At 59.4% G+C, this 13,957-nt stretch carries 12 protein-coding genes; 1 reads left to right on the top strand and 11 read right to left on the bottom strand.

Going from position 1 to position 13,957, the window contains the following annotated elements; genetic code table 11:
* Window positions 1-8: 8 nt before the first annotated feature.
* From HNQ59_RS00995 to HNQ59_RS00960, 8 genes are all read right to left on the bottom strand, one after another.
* On the bottom strand, window positions 9-1,109 hold the full coding sequence (locus HNQ59_RS00995; RefSeq protein WP_184033927.1) for a DUF4350 domain-containing protein: 1,101 nt from the start codon (window positions 1,107-1,109) through the stop codon (window positions 9-11).
* Window positions 1,106-2,653, bottom strand: a complete 1,548-nt coding sequence (locus HNQ59_RS00990) for a DUF4129 domain-containing protein (protein WP_184033924.1) — start codon at window positions 2,651-2,653, stop codon at window positions 1,106-1,108. Before HNQ59_RS00990 ends, HNQ59_RS00995 begins: the two co-directional genes overlap by 4 nt.
* Complete coding sequence (locus HNQ59_RS00985) at window positions 2,643-3,614, bottom strand: stage II sporulation protein M (protein WP_184033922.1); 972 nt, start codon at window positions 3,612-3,614, stop codon at window positions 2,643-2,645. Before HNQ59_RS00985 ends, HNQ59_RS00990 begins: the two co-directional genes overlap by 11 nt.
* On the bottom strand, window positions 3,611-4,294 hold the full coding sequence (locus HNQ59_RS00980) for an RDD family protein (RefSeq protein WP_184033919.1): 684 nt from the start codon (window positions 4,292-4,294) through the stop codon (window positions 3,611-3,613). Before HNQ59_RS00980 ends, HNQ59_RS00985 begins: the two co-directional genes overlap by 4 nt.
* Window positions 4,295-4,306: 12 nt before the next feature.
* Window positions 4,307-5,134 carry a BPSS1780 family membrane protein gene (locus tag HNQ59_RS00975; protein ID WP_184033916.1) on the bottom strand — a complete coding sequence of 276 codons (828 nt, stop codon included), beginning with the start codon at window positions 5,132-5,134 and terminating at the stop codon, window positions 4,307-4,309.
* 360 nt (window positions 5,135-5,494) lie between these two features.
* A complete protein-coding gene (gene lspA / locus HNQ59_RS00970) occupies window positions 5,495-5,962 on the bottom strand; it encodes a signal peptidase II (RefSeq protein WP_184033913.1) in 468 nt (155 codons plus the stop codon).
* Window positions 5,955-8,777 (bottom strand): isoleucine--tRNA ligase, encoded by a 2,823-nt coding sequence (gene ileS / locus HNQ59_RS00965; RefSeq protein WP_184033910.1) that lies wholly within the window; start codon window positions 8,775-8,777, stop codon window positions 5,955-5,957. Before ileS ends, lspA begins: the two co-directional genes overlap by 8 nt.
* A gap of 68 nt (window positions 8,778-8,845) precedes the next feature.
* Entirely contained in the window at window positions 8,846-9,808 is a 963-nt protein-coding gene (locus HNQ59_RS00960) for a bifunctional riboflavin kinase/FAD synthetase (RefSeq protein ID WP_184033907.1), read from the bottom strand.
* 227 nt (window positions 9,809-10,035) lie between these two features.
* On the opposite strand from HNQ59_RS00960, the gene HNQ59_RS00955 reads away from it, so the two are divergent.
* Window positions 10,036-11,937 carry an ATP-binding cassette domain-containing protein gene (locus HNQ59_RS00955; RefSeq protein WP_184033904.1) on the top strand — a complete coding sequence of 634 codons (1,902 nt, stop codon included), beginning with the start codon at window positions 10,036-10,038 and terminating at the stop codon, window positions 11,935-11,937.
* A gap of 114 nt (window positions 11,938-12,051) precedes the next feature.
* On the opposite strand, the gene HNQ59_RS00950 is transcribed toward HNQ59_RS00955, so the two are convergent.
* The 3 genes from HNQ59_RS00950 to HNQ59_RS00940 form a co-directional block, all read right to left on the bottom strand.
* Complete coding sequence (locus HNQ59_RS00950; protein WP_184033901.1) at window positions 12,052-12,333, bottom strand: DUF1653 domain-containing protein; 282 nt, start codon at window positions 12,331-12,333, stop codon at window positions 12,052-12,054.
* A 74-nt stretch (window positions 12,334-12,407) separates the two neighbouring features.
* Window positions 12,408-13,265 (bottom strand): KPN_02809 family neutral zinc metallopeptidase, encoded by an 858-nt coding sequence (gene ypfJ, locus HNQ59_RS00945; RefSeq protein ID WP_184033898.1) that lies wholly within the window; start codon window positions 13,263-13,265, stop codon window positions 12,408-12,410.
* A 61-nt stretch (window positions 13,266-13,326) separates the two neighbouring features.
* Window positions 13,327-13,935 (bottom strand): TetR/AcrR family transcriptional regulator, encoded by a 609-nt coding sequence (locus HNQ59_RS00940; RefSeq protein ID WP_184033895.1) that lies wholly within the window; start codon window positions 13,933-13,935, stop codon window positions 13,327-13,329.
* Window positions 13,936-13,957: the final 22 nt, after the last annotated feature.

Below are 13,957 nucleotides of genomic sequence, written 5' to 3'. Positions count from 1 at the left end.
TGTTATGCCTACAAAGATTGATGGATACGGATCAGCGCCTGCATACAGCGCAGAAAAGCCTCGCTGCGCTTGGGTTGGCCATGCAGGGCGTGGTCGATGTCGAGTGTGGTGAGCCGGGTGCGCTCCGCCAGCTGAGTGGTCAGCTGGTCGGTGGGCAGTGGCGCCAGCGTAGGGTGGCGCTGGATGCGTTGCATGACCCATTGCCGGACCAAGTTCAGCATATTGGCCTGCAGCCCATGTTGCCACCAGAAACGACCGACTGCGGCGAGGTGCTCGCTCAGTCGTCTTCTGATGGGCTGCGGCTCAGGTTGGAGCGGGCCGAAGCGGGGTGCAATGTGCCAAAGCCAGGCCAGGAGCAGGATGGCGGTGGTGATCAACGCCGGGAGCGCAGTGCGGGCCAGTAGCTGCCAGGTGGATTCGCCCTCGATGATGGCCCCGACCCAGACCGGACTTGGCGGCCCGCCCTGGTTGAGCACGTACCACAGGAAATCAGCGTGGTCGTGACGGGCCAGGGCGTTGTCCACCATGAAGTCAAAGTTCGACATCACCGTGATCCGTCCTTTGCCCATGCGCAGATGGACGACACGCAGGCCAAACCGGTCTTTGACGTGCCACTCAGCTTGTTGAATGGACGCCTCAAGATTCTGATAGGGCATGAACTGTACCCGGAACGCGCGACCATCAAGCGCAAATTGGCTGACATCTGCCGCTTCATGGGCTTCGTTATCGGCCTCGTGCTTGATCTGCAAGGCTTCCAGCAACAGATCCGTCTCGCCGGGCTGCTCGGCCTCTACCAGCAGCCGCCCACCGCGCTTGACCCAGTCGAGCAGTTGATCGACATGTTGGGGGGATATGATCTTGTCGCGGCGATCCCCCAAGAGCAATGTCGCTTGGGGGGGGAGCTGTGACAGCTCCGAAAGCGTCAGCATGCGGTGCGGTTGTGCGCCCAATCGATTCAGCCACAGCCCGACTGCGTGGTAGGCATCGGTTGCTGCCATGCCGCTGGGGCCCACCCAGCGGGCGTGGGGGTAACGCTCGAACAGGCTGAACATCAAGATCAGCAACATGCCCAGCAGGATGACGGGGAGCCATTTCAGGAAGCGCATCATGCGGCGGCCTCCTGTTTCACGAAATGTCGGGCCCAATCCAGACATAACGGTTGGATCGATTCAGGCTGTGGGATCTGGTGCCCATAGGCGGCTTGTTGCCATAGCCTGACCAGTTGCTTGAAATAGCCATGGCCAGCTTGGCCCAGCAGCAGTTCGCTGCGGCGGGTGCAGTCCAGCTCGGTGTCGCCTGGCTTCAATATCAGCTGGTGGTCATGCACCAGGGCGGATAGCGACGCCCGATAGAGCAACGACAAGGCTTCCAAGGGCTTGCCTTGTGCCAACAGTTGCTGGGCAGCCTCGCCAGGCAGGTTGGGGAGCGAATCCGGCGTGATGTCGAGCCCGAACAGGCTCATTGGTGACGTGTGCTTGCGCCAGGTGGGTTTGCCGCCTTCAAAGCTGATATGGCGACTCAGCCACACCACGCCCAGCGCCAGCAGGATGCCACCGACCACCCAGATCAACCAACGCATTGATTCGGCCAATACTGCGATCAGTTTGGCGAGCCAGGCTGGGGTTGATTCGTTTTTGCTTTCCTCGGGTTTGGGGTTCCACGGGTCGTATTGAAAAGTCTCGATCAGCCAATTGCGGAAGGCAGGTGTGGCACGCCACTGGCTGACTTGTTCATAGTGGCCGAATTCAGGGCGGGCGATGATCTCGTCAATTGCCTGTTTGGCCTGACTGGGCGTCGCCGGTGTGGTGGTGTCGGCATAGGCTGGAGAAGGCTGCAGGCCCATGAATGCCAGCCATCCTGCCGTCAACAGACAGGCGAGTGTCTGGCGCATGCCCACCATCGAACGCAGCCGCTGGCTCAAGCGACGGAAGGCCAATTCGATGTCCCAACCTTCCAGCTCGCTCCGCCGGTTCAGGTACAGAGCAAAGCCGGAGGCCACGAAAATCGGCTCGATCAGCAACAGGCAGGATACCCACAGCAGGTTGATCAGGCTTTGCCGGAGTGGCGATTCGCCGGTCAATGGCGCAAATATGGTGTCCCAGCCGGATTGGAAGGCATGGCTGGGTAGCAGCATATTGATCAGTATCCACAGGCCGAATAGTAGGACGCCTTCAATGTGCAGTAACACCAGCCCCATCCACATGCTTTGGCTGCGGCCATTACGATCGAGTACACGATAACGTGCCTTGAGGGGCTTGCCCGATTGGCGTTCCAATTGGCGGACCGGCAGTCGGAAGGTGCGTGACAATGACAGCCGCCCCAAGGTGAGCGCGTGGAGGAGGCCGGTATGGCGGGCCAAGTCGGGCACGGCCCGCAGCACCTCACGCCAGCTGGGGTGGTTGCCAAAGATGGCCTGAGAAAGAAATAGCAACAGAATGCGGTCATACAGCGGTTTCAGCCACCAGATGATCAGACCGGCCTGGGCTGGCCACCAATAGCCCAGCAAAATGACGGGTAGGATGATCAGCAACAGGCTGGGTAAAGTGGCCCGATACAGTGGGCCAGCCAGCTGGCGGAACAACGCCACACCGAGATCGATGGCCTCCCACGGGGTGCGGCTACGTAGATTCAGCGACATCTTGTCAAGCTGCATGGCGCCGCCCCGCAAACAGAAAATACACCAGCAACAACACCCACAGGCCGATGCCGAGCCCGACTTTGAATTCGAATGGCGCCCAGGGGTTGGGCGACCAGAATCCCTCGATGAAGGCTGCGACAAAGGTCATGGTTGCGGCCCCCCCGCACAAGCCAACAGCAGGTTTGGCGGCAAATTTGAGCGCGGTGGCCCGGCTGAGGCGGCCCGGCGCAATCAAGGCCAGCCCAATGCGCAGGCCAGCCGCGCCAGCCAAGACCGCTCCTAGCAGCTCAAAGCTGCTATGCCCGGATACAAACCCCCAGAACTGTTGCCCAGAGCCGATCTGTGTCAGATATCCTGCCACCATGCCGTGCATGATGCCGTTGAAAATCAGGTAGAACACCGTACCCACACCAAATAACAGCCCCCCGGCGAAGCACTGGAAATCGATTTTGATGTTATTGCCGATGTAATGCCCCCACATCATGACATCATCCGCTGCATCCCGTCCCTGTGTGGCCATGCTGCTGGAGTACATCTTTTGGAAATCAGCGACCTCGTCGGCAGGCATGACGTGATAGATCGCCTTGGGGTCGAATTGCGCCCAGACGATACAGATGATCAATGGGATGAAATACAAGGCAGCGGATGCCAATACCACGCCACCATGCTGGCGGACCAGTTGTGGGAACCCCCGGTGGAAAAAGCGCGCGATCTTGGCGGCAATGCCAGTCCGGGCGCCGTACAGCACCTCGTGGCCTTCCAGCGCGAGCTGATTCAGGCGGTCGAGCAGGGCACTGGTGTATTGGCGATCGCGTGCCAGCGCCAAGTGCGCGCACACCTCGCGATAGATGGCCGGAATGGTCTGTGTCGTCAGCTGCGCATCGGATGCCATGGTCCTTTTCTGTCGCCCTGCCAGCCACAGCTCGAATGCCCGCCAGGTGGCTTCGTGGGCTTGCTCGAATTGTTCCTGCGTCATCGTTGCCCCAACAGAAATCGGGCCAAACCCACCAGTTGCATGCTGGGGGAGGCGGTGGGTTTGTTTTCGATCAAGGGTTCGGCAATGGCCGCCAGCTCGTCTGCCCGCTCGTCCGTCCAGCCTGGCAGGCGTTGTGCGAAATCGATGATGGCACGTTGTTCTTCTGGCAGCAGTCTGACCGGCGGGGTGCGGACAGGTGCATCTGGTAAGGTGTTCGGGTAGGCCAGCTCGCTGCTGTAGACCACCACCGTGCCCGCTGCGAGGTCGCCAAGTCGCTGGAAACGACCACTGATGAGCATCGACATAAAGCCGGCCAGGTACATCAGCGGCATGAAATCGATCACCCGTAAGATGTTGCGGGTCAGTGAGGCGCCCCAGGTGATCGGGGTGCCGTCATCCATCACGGCCCGCAGTTTCATCGAAGCTTTGCCAGGGGTGGCGCCGCGCCGCAGCATTTCAAACATGACCGGGTAGAGCCATTCCAGCAGAAACCAGAGAACGGCAGCCAAACCGGCGCCGAATCGATCCAGGCTACCTAAAACGGTGGCGAAGGCAAGGAAGATGGCTGTGCGGATCAGCACATCGATCAGCCAAGCCAAGCAGCGGGAAACCGGCCCGGCCAGTCTGAGTGTCAACTCCACCCCCTCAGGAGTGGAGATGACGCGTAAGGTATCAAGCATGGATCAGATGATTTATTGCGCGTAAAAGATATCGCGGTAGCTGGTATAGAGTGTGGCCAGGATGAGCGGCCCTACAATCAGCAGGCCGAGGAGCAACGGGATCATGCCCAACACCATCAACACAAAATACAGCAGGCCATAGACGAAGAACGGCAGGATGTTTTTCAGGCAGGCCTTGAAGCTCATCTTCATTGCTTCAAATGGCTTGAGCTCGTTGAACACCACCAGCGTTGGTGCAAACCAGACTGCCATGACCAGGGGGATGCTCAGCGCCAGGATGATCAGGAACAACAATATCGCGCCAATTCCCAACCCACCCAAGGCCATGGCTGTTGCCACATCATCATTTTGGCTGGACCCAAAGGCTGCAGCCAGCGCCGCTCCTCCAAAGACTCCAAAGGCGATGATGGTGACTACGATGCCGATCAGAACAATGAAGCCGATGTAGATCAAGCCGATCATCACCAAGTTGCCGGTGTGTTGCTTGCCAGCAAATAGATGGTCGATGTTCAGATCGCCGCCTTCCTCCTGTGTTCTGCAGCCGATCATCATGCCGCCCACGAGAAATGGCATCAGCATATTACCCGCCAGCCAACCGAAGAAAGGGATGATGGAGGCAATGAAAGAGAGCAGAACGAACAGGATGGTGGTGAAGATCCACATCATCGGTGATTTCTTGAACAACTCCCATGCCGCGCCGAACCAGCTGGCGGCGCTGCCAGCAGGCACGCTGCGGCCATTGGGGATGAAGTTGCCAAAGTCATCGCGGATGGTAGGGCCGACTGGTGCTACTGCACTTTGTGGTGCTGCGTAGGGGTTATTGTCTGACTGGTTGCTCATATGCTCTCCCTGTTATGTGTTGGTGTATGTGCCAGCCATGATGAACCGATAGTTTGTCCGGCGCATGACAGCTCCTTTTCCGCTGGCTCGGATTCATGGCCCGTGTCAGGTTGCCTCGATTGAGGGGCAGATGCCGCCATTGCTCGCGGGTACATCCGCCGACGGGTAGGGCGGCCACACCTTGTCAATGACTTCAGGATCTGGTGCCGTCGCGACGCAAACGATTGCGGAGCCACCGTACATGCGGTTTTGATGATAGCAGAGCGCTATGTGCCAAGCGAGTGGCTATTGAGTGATCCACATGCGTGTCATGTGTGGGACCAGGGACAAAAAAGCCGGTTTTTCAACCGGCTTTTCCGTTCAATGTGCCACGTCGGGCTGTTTCTTGAAACTGTCGATGATCATCAGCGCCGCCCCGACACAGATGGCACTGTCCGCGAGATTGAATGCCGGGTAGTACCATTGCTGGTAGTAGATCTGAATGAAGTCCACCACATGGCCATAGGCGATCCGGTCGATCAGATTGCCGATGGCACCGCCCAGAATCAGACTGAGTGCACTGCTGAGCAAACGGTTGGTGCTGTTTTTACGCAACATCCATACCAGCCCGATCGAGACGACAACAGCGATCACGCTGAAGAAATGTCGTTGCCAGCCCCCGGCATCGGCCAGGAAGCTGAACGCCGCGCCAGGGTTGTAGGCCTTGACGATATTGAATGATGGAATGACCGGAATGGTTTGGCCGTAAAACAGGTTGCCATCGATCCACAACTTGGAAAATTGATCGATCACCACCACGACCAAAGCCAGTAACAACCACTTACGCATGACGACGTGCCTCTCCCTCACCAAACAGATTGGATACACAGCGGCCACACAGCCCGGTATGGGCGGTTATCGCGCCGACATCTGCGCGGTAATGCCAGCAGCGCTCACACTTGGTGTATTGACTTGGTGTGACGGTGACTTCGTCAGCCTGCCCGTTGACCAGCTTGGCCTGGGAGGTGATCAGCACAAAGCGCAGGTCATCACCCAGCGAGGCCAGCAGCGCATACAGCGGATCGGTCGCGGTAATGGTGATTTCGGCCTGCAACGACGAGCCGACCCCGCCAGCTGTCCGCACTTCTTCGATCTGCTTTTGCACCTGTGAACGGAAGGCTCGCAATGCGCTCCAGCGTTGCTGCAGGCGTTCGCATTCGGCTACGTCGATGGCGGGGAAGGCGTACCAGGTGTGCAGGAATACGGAATCCTGTTGATTGCCGGTCAGCCAGCCCCAGGCTTCCTCGGCAGTGAAGCTGAGGATGGGTGCGAGCAATCTGATCAGGCTGTGTGTGATGTGATGCAGCGCAGTCTGTGCGGCACGCCGTGCTGGCGCATTGGCCCCTGCGGTGTACAGGCGGTCTTTCAGGATGTCGAGGTAGAACGCACCCAGATCCTCCGAGCAGTACTGCGTCAGCTCTTGCACCGCATGGTGGAAGGTATAGCGCTGGAAGTGGCTGCCCGTTTCGGTGCCCGCGTATTCGGCAATGCGATCCTGCAGGGCTTTGGCCTGCACGATGGCGTATTGATCGATCTCCAACAGCTGCTCGAATGGCAGCAATTGGGTGGTGGCATCGAAGTCAGCCAGATTGGCCAGCAGGAAGCGTAGGGTGTTGCGAATGCGACGATAGCTTTCGGTGACCCGCTTCAGGATCTCTTCCGACAGCGACAGATCGCCCGAATAATCGCTGGATGCAATCCACAGGCGCAGGATGTCCGCGCCGAACTTGTTGCAGATTTCCTGCGGCTCGATGCCGTTTTTCAATGATTTGGACATCTTGCGCCCGTGCGCGTCCACGGTGAAGCCATGGGTCAGCAGCTGCTTGTAAGGGGCATGGCCAAAGGTGGCACAACCGGTCAGCAGTGATGACTGGAACCAGCCACGATGCTGGTCGGAGCCTTCCAGGTAAAGATCTGCCGGGAAGTCATCCGAGCTGTCGGTGCGCACCATGTCGGCGTGTTGCTTCACCACCGCGTAGTGTGTCGAGCCAGAGTCGAACCAGACATCCATGGTATCCGACAGCTTGTGGTAGTGCGCAGCGTCCTCGCCCAGCAAATCCGCCGGGTCGAGTGCGAACCAGGCTTCGATGCCACCTTGCTCGATACGTTGGGCAACGGCTTCCAGCAGCTCCGTGGTGCGGGGGTGCAGCTCGCCAGTCTCTTTGTGTTCGAACAAGGGCATCGGCACGCCCCAGTAGCGCTGGCGGGAGACGCACCAGTCCGGGCGATTGTTGATCATGGCTTCCAGGCGGGCGCGGCCCCAGGCAGGGAAGAACTGTGTGTCCTCGACGGCTTTCTGTGCGCGCTGGCGCAGTGTCTCGCCTTGATTGCCGGCCTTTTCCATGCCGATGAACCATTGGCTGGTGGCGCGGAAGATGACGGGTGTCTTGTGCCGCCAGCAATGCGGGTAGCTGTGCAGCAGTTTCTTTTGCACCAACAGCGCCCCATTGGCCTCCAGGGTGGCCATGACCTTGGGGTTGGCATCCCAGATGCTCATGCCGCCAAACAGCGGCAGGCTGTTGATGAATTTGCCATCCGGCCCGACTGGGTTGTTGACCGGCAGGCCATAGTGATTGCCGACCAGATAGTCCTCCAGACCGTGGGCTGGTGCGGTATGGACCAAGCCAGTGCCAGCATCGACGGTGACGTGCAGGCCACAGATGATGGGGACTTCCTTGTCGAGGAACGGGTGCTTGAGCTTGAGGTGCTCCAGCTTGTTGCCAGTACATTGGCCAACCACCTCGACCGACTCCAGCCCATAACGCTGCAGCGCAAACTCGGCCAGGTCACGCGCCAGGATCAATAAGCCTTTCTCGGTCTGGATCAGGTCGTAGATGACTTCCGGGTGGACGCTGACTGCTTCGTTGGCGGGCAACGTCCAGGGGGTGGTGGTCCAGATCACCGCATAAGCGGCTTCGCCATTGACATGGGTGCCAAATGCCTCTGCCAGTGCTTGGTTATCGACTACGCGGAAGGCAACATCAATGGCAGGGGAGTGCTTGTCCTGGTATTCAACCTCGGCCTCAGCCAGCGAGCTGCCGCAATCCAGGCACCAGTACACAGGCTTGGCGCCTTTGTAGAGGAAACCGTTCTGGTGGATGTGGCCCAGCGTACGGACGATGTTGGCTTCGGTTTTGAAGTCCATTGTCTTATAAGGCTTGTCCCAGTCGCCCAGGATGCCCAGCCGGATGAAATCGACTTTCTGGCGCTCGATCTGGCTTTCTGCATATTCACGGCAGAGCTTGCGGAACGCATTGGGCTCCAGGTGCTTGCCATGCAGCTTCTCGATCTGATGCTCGATGGGCAGGCCGTGGCAGTCCCAGCCGGGTACATAGGGTGCATCGAAACCCGCCATGGTCTTCGATTTGACAATGATGTCCTTCAGAATTTTGTTGACGGCGTGGCCCAGGTGGATGTCGCCATTGGCATACGGCGGGCCGTCATGCAGGATGAACTTCGGGCGGCCCTGGCTGGTCTCGCGGATTGTCTTGTACAGCTGGCGTTGCTGCCATTGCGCCACCATGCCCGGCTCGCGCTTGGCCAGATCGCCACGCATGGGGAAGCCGGTATCGGGAAGGTTCAAAGTGTTCTTATGGTCGGACATGTCGTTGTAGTCTCAGGCAAATATTGGGTATGTCCCCATTCTAATTCACAAAACAGGTGATGGCGGTATCAACCAGCCTGTTGGATGGAATGGGCGATGGTCAGTTCACGCTGCGCGAAAAAGTGGCGGCATTGCGCGACATCACGGGCGATGGCCTGGGTCAGCTCATCCAGGCTGGCGTATTTCTCCTCGTCCCGTAGCTTGGTCAGGAAATCGACCCGCAGGTGCTCGCCATAAATACTGCGCCCGAAGTCAAACAGATTGACTTCGAGCGTGGCTCTCCCGTTCGCGGTGATGGTGGGGCGCAGGCCGAGGCTGGCCGCGCCTTGGTAGATACGTTGATCAAGGCCGTGGACCTCGACCGCAAAGATGCCCTTCAGCGGCGGCTTGTTGTGCTTCACCTGGATGTTTGCTGTCGGAAAGCCCAATGTCCGGCCAATTTTATCGCCATGAAATACGCGGCCACTGATGGAATAAGGCCGGCCCAACAAGCACGCAGCCAGGGCGCAGTCACCTGCCGCCAATGCCTCGCGGACGGCTGTGCTGGATACCCGCGTCTGCCCGGACATGACACTGGGCATGCTCTCCACCGTCAAGCCGAGTGCGCCACCAACCTGGGACAGCATCTCGAAATTGCCCTGACGCCGGGCGCCGAAGCAGAAGTCATCCCCCACCAGGACATACCGCGCCTGCAAGCGACGTACCAAGATGTCGTGGATGAAGGCATCCGCGCTCAGCGCCGCGAAGGCGCGGGTGAAGCGGACGACGTAGACGCGATCGACCCCCTGCACTGCCAGCAGTTCCAGTTTTTCGCGCAGGCTGCTCAGGCGGGCTGGGGCGGCCTCGGGTGTGAACAGCTCCCGTGGATGTGGCTCGAATGTCATCACCGCAGCGGGCAGGCCACGCTGGCGTGCCACTTTGACCAGCCTGTCCAATATGACCTGATGGCCCAGATGGACACCGTCAAAGTTGCCGATGGTCAATGCACAGGGGGCGTCACTGACGGAAAAAGGGGAGCGGAAAACCTGCATGCCAATGTGGAAGTCTGGAAAACGAGCGCAAGCAACGTATGTCGAAAAGAATTGAATTGTATCGTTGCCTGGGCATGGGGTCTAGGTTCTGTTGACACGATTTCATGGCTGGTGCCGCCCTGTTTCCGGCCCAATGCCGATCAGAGATGGGCGCTGCCACGTCGAAGTGAGGCGGTGGCTGGTATAATCGATCGATCGATAATGATTGTTTCTAGGATGGTCTCATCTTGCCGCTGATTTCTGTTGATAACGCATGTTTGGCCTTTGGCCACCATCCCTTGTTGGATCAGGCTGCCCTGAATCTGGATGCGGGTGAACGGGTTGGGGTGATCGGACGTAATGGTACCGGCAAATCGTCGCTGCTGAAGGCGTTGGCGGGGCTGGTGAAGCTCGATGACGGGTTGATCCGTTTTGCCAGTGATGCCAAGGTGGCTTACGTGCCGCAGGAGCCTTTGTTTGAGCCGGGGCTGTCGGTGTTTGATGCGGTGGCGGGTGGCTTGGCGGATCTGGCGGGGCTGCTGCGTGACTATCATCACTGCACCCAGCAATTGGCCCATGCCCACGACGAGGCATTGCTGGCCCGGATGCAAAGCCTGCAGACCGCGCTGGAGGCGCAGGATGGTTGGCGATTCAACAGCCTGGTGGAATCCACCTTGTCTACGCTGGGCTTGCCCGCCGACAAGCCGGTCGATGAATTGTCCGGTGGCTGGAAAAAGCGCGTGGCGCTGGCGCGGGCGCTGGTGGCTGAGCCGAATGTGCTGTTGTTGGACGAGCCGACCAACCACCTGGACGTGGCGGCCATCGAGTGGCTAGAGGGTGTCTTGCGCGCCTTTGCCGGTGGGGTGCTGGTGATCACCCATGATCGGCGCTTTCTGGACAATGTCGCCACTCGCATCGTCGAGCTGGATCGCGGCCTGCTTTGCAGCTTTCCGGGCAATTTCGCGACCTATCAACTCAAAAAGGCCGAGATGCTGGAGGTCGAGGCCATCCACAACCGTAAATTCGACAAATTCTGGGCGCAGGAAGAGGTGTGGATTCGCAAAGGGGTAGAGGCGCGGCGTACCCGCAACGAGGGGCGAGTGCGGCGGCTGGAGCAATTGCGGCGTGATCGGGCGGCCCGACGCGAGCAGATGGGGCAGGTGCAGTTCTCACTAGACGCGGGTGAGCGCTCGGGCAAGCTGGTGGCTGAGCTGGACAAGGTCACCAAAGCCTATGCGGGCCGCACCTTGATCAAGGATTTCACCACGCGCATCCAGCGTGGTGACCGTATCGGTCTGCTTGGCCCCAATGGCATCGGCAAGACCACGCTGTTGAAGTTGATTCTGGGGGAGATCCAGCCTGATGGCGGGACGGTCAAGACCGGGACCAATCTGCAGATTGCTTACTTCGATCAGTTTCGTGAGCAATTGGATGAGGAGATGGCGATTGTCGATGTGATCAGCCAAGGTAGTGATTTCATCCAGATCGGCAATGAACGTAAACACATCATGAGCTATCTCGGTGATTTTCTGTTCGCGCCCGAGCGAGCCCGTTCTCCGGTCAAATCCTTGTCGGGGGGCGAGCGCAATCGCTTGCTGCTGGCGCGGCTGTTCACCAAGCCTGCCAATGTGCTGGTGCTGGATGAGCCCACCAATGACCTCGATATCGACACCCTGGAGCTGCTGGAGCAGCTGGTGGCGGATTACACCGGCACAGTGTTCCTGGTCAGCCATGATCGTGCGTTTCTGGACAATGTGGTGACGCAGGTGATCGCATTCGAGGGTGAAGGGGTGCTGCGCGAGTACCCTGGCGGCTATGAGGACTTCCAGGCAGCCAAAGCCCGGATGGAGAGTCAGAAGCCTGCTGAGAAGGCTGTCGTGGCGAGCAAGCCCGCAGCTCAGCCGGTGAAGAATCGTCAAGTCAAGTTGTCATTCAACGAGTCGCGTGAATTGGCCGCATTGCCCGATGAGATCGCCGCATTGGAAGCCGCGCAGGCTGAGATCAACGCCCAATTGCTGGCTCCTGATGCTTACAAGACTGACCCGCAACAGTTGAAGGCTTGGCAATTGCGAATCGATGAAATCGATGAGCAGTTGTTGGAGAAGCTGGCCCGCTGGGAGGCGCTGGAGGAAAAACAGAAAGGGGGCTAGGCTCTTTTCATGGGTCGCGGCGCCGCGTCGATCATGGACTGTGCCGGCGACCACCATCCGCCGTGGTGGGCCATGGCACCGTGTCGGATGGGGGCTGATCAGGCCATGCACCACTCAGGTCGAGGTTTGCCGTGCGCGGCGCGCGGCTTTGGCGGCAGTAACGGTTTGTTGGGCGGCCTGGCGATTGCCCTGCATCTGGGCCTGTACGATGGCCGCGTCTATCGGGGTGAAGCGCTGCTGGAACTCCACGGCATTGCGTACCCATATACCAGGCTCGAAAGGCCACAGGTGTTCATACACGATGACGGGCTGTGCGTTGTCAGCGTGGCGTGCTTCGGTGATGAAGCGGTACAGGCCGCCGTCGATGTGTTGGAAATAGCTGGAAGGTGGTGTCATCTGAAGCTCAGGTGTCTTGGTGGGTAGGGCGCGCAGTGTAGTTGGGGCTGCCGGGCCCGGATAGAGGGTGGTGGTCAGCCCTTTGCTGCGGAGAATGTATCACAGCGCCGCATGTCGCCTGCCTCGAAGCCGCGCTTGAACCAGTACATGCGTTGCTCAGACGAGCCATGGGTGAAGGCATCAGGCACGACATGGCCCGTGGCGTTGCGCTGCAGGGTGTCGTCACCGATGGCATGGGCAGCGGTCAGGGCCTCGGCCATGTCGCCTGGGTCGAGCAGTTTACGTTGCTGGGCATAATGCCCCCACACGCCCGCCAGGCAATCGGCCTGTAACTCCAGCTGTACCGATAGCGCATTGGCGGCTTTTTTGCCGAGTGCTTGTTGTTTGCGATGCACCTGTCCTGATACGCCCATCAGGTTCTGGATGTGATGGCCGACCTCGTGTGCGATGACATAAGCCTGCGCAAAATCGCCCGGGGCGGCAAAGCGCCGTTGCAATTCGTCGAAAAAGCCCAAGTCGAGATAGACCTTTTTATCACCAGGGCAGTAAAACGGGCCGACCGCCGAGCTGGCGCGTCCGCAAGCCGAGCTGACCGCATCGCGGAACAGAACCAACGTGGGCCGTTCATAGTGGCTGCCAGCCTGCTTGAACAAATGATCCCAGGTGTCTTCGGTGTCGCCCAGAATGGCTGAGACGAATCGTTTGCCTTCATCGTTGGTGGGCTGGGTGCGCGGTTGGGCGGCTTGATTGGTCGGGTGCTGGCTGGCGGATTGCATCAGGCCGAGGATTTCCAGCGGGTTTTGCCCCAGCAGCAGACTGATCACGGCGACCACCACCATGCCCCCGATACTCAGCCCGCCAATGGGCAATCCCCCGCCACCGCTGCGGCGGTCTTCGACATTGTCGCTTTGTCGCATGTCATTCCAGCGCATGGGATGGGCTCCTGAGGCAAGATGCTTGAATTGTATGTTGCTTTCGAGGCGGCGTCTTGTGTCAGGCGCTGCGCAGGAAAAAAACCATCGCGTCATCCACCAGATCGTCCAGTGAAAGCGGGCCGTCGGGCCGATACCACTGCGCAATCCAGTTCAACGAGCCAAACAGGAACAGCCGATCCGCACGGGTGGGCATGGGCCAGTCGCCATGTTGCTGGAGCCGTGCGATGACGCTTTCCCATACGGCCTCATATTGCTGCTGCAAGGCGGCGATCTCCACCTGTGCCGCCGGCGGCAGCGAGCGCCATTCATAGAGCATCACTGGGATGAAATCATGATCTGGCGCCAGGATGGTGTGCAGGTGTGTGTGGATCAGCGCGCGCAATGCGGCTTTGGCGGGCAGGGTGGCGACATCCAGCTGCTGGATGCGCGCCAGCGAATCCGCCATACCTTCCCGCATCACCGCCGCCAGGATCTCATGTTTGCTCTTGAAATGATAAAACCAGCTGCCAGCCTGCACACCTGCGGCGTGAGCGATGTCACGCACGGTGGTGCGCTCGAAGCCTTGTTCTCGAAACAGTTTGGCGGACTGTTGGATCAACACGCGGCGCAGGCTGGTGTCGGCGTCTTTGGGCGGACGGCCACGCTTTCTGGCGGGGGAAGGTGTCATGGCGAAGTGATCTGGTGCGGGG

Origin of the sequence: Chitinivorax tropicus (genome assembly GCF_014202905.1) — a bacterium.
GTDB lineage: Bacteria > Pseudomonadota > Gammaproteobacteria > Burkholderiales > SCOH01 > Chitinivorax > Chitinivorax tropicus.
The sequence above is the reverse complement of the archived record's forward strand: the minus strand, read 5'-3'. Positions and strand labels throughout refer to the sequence as shown.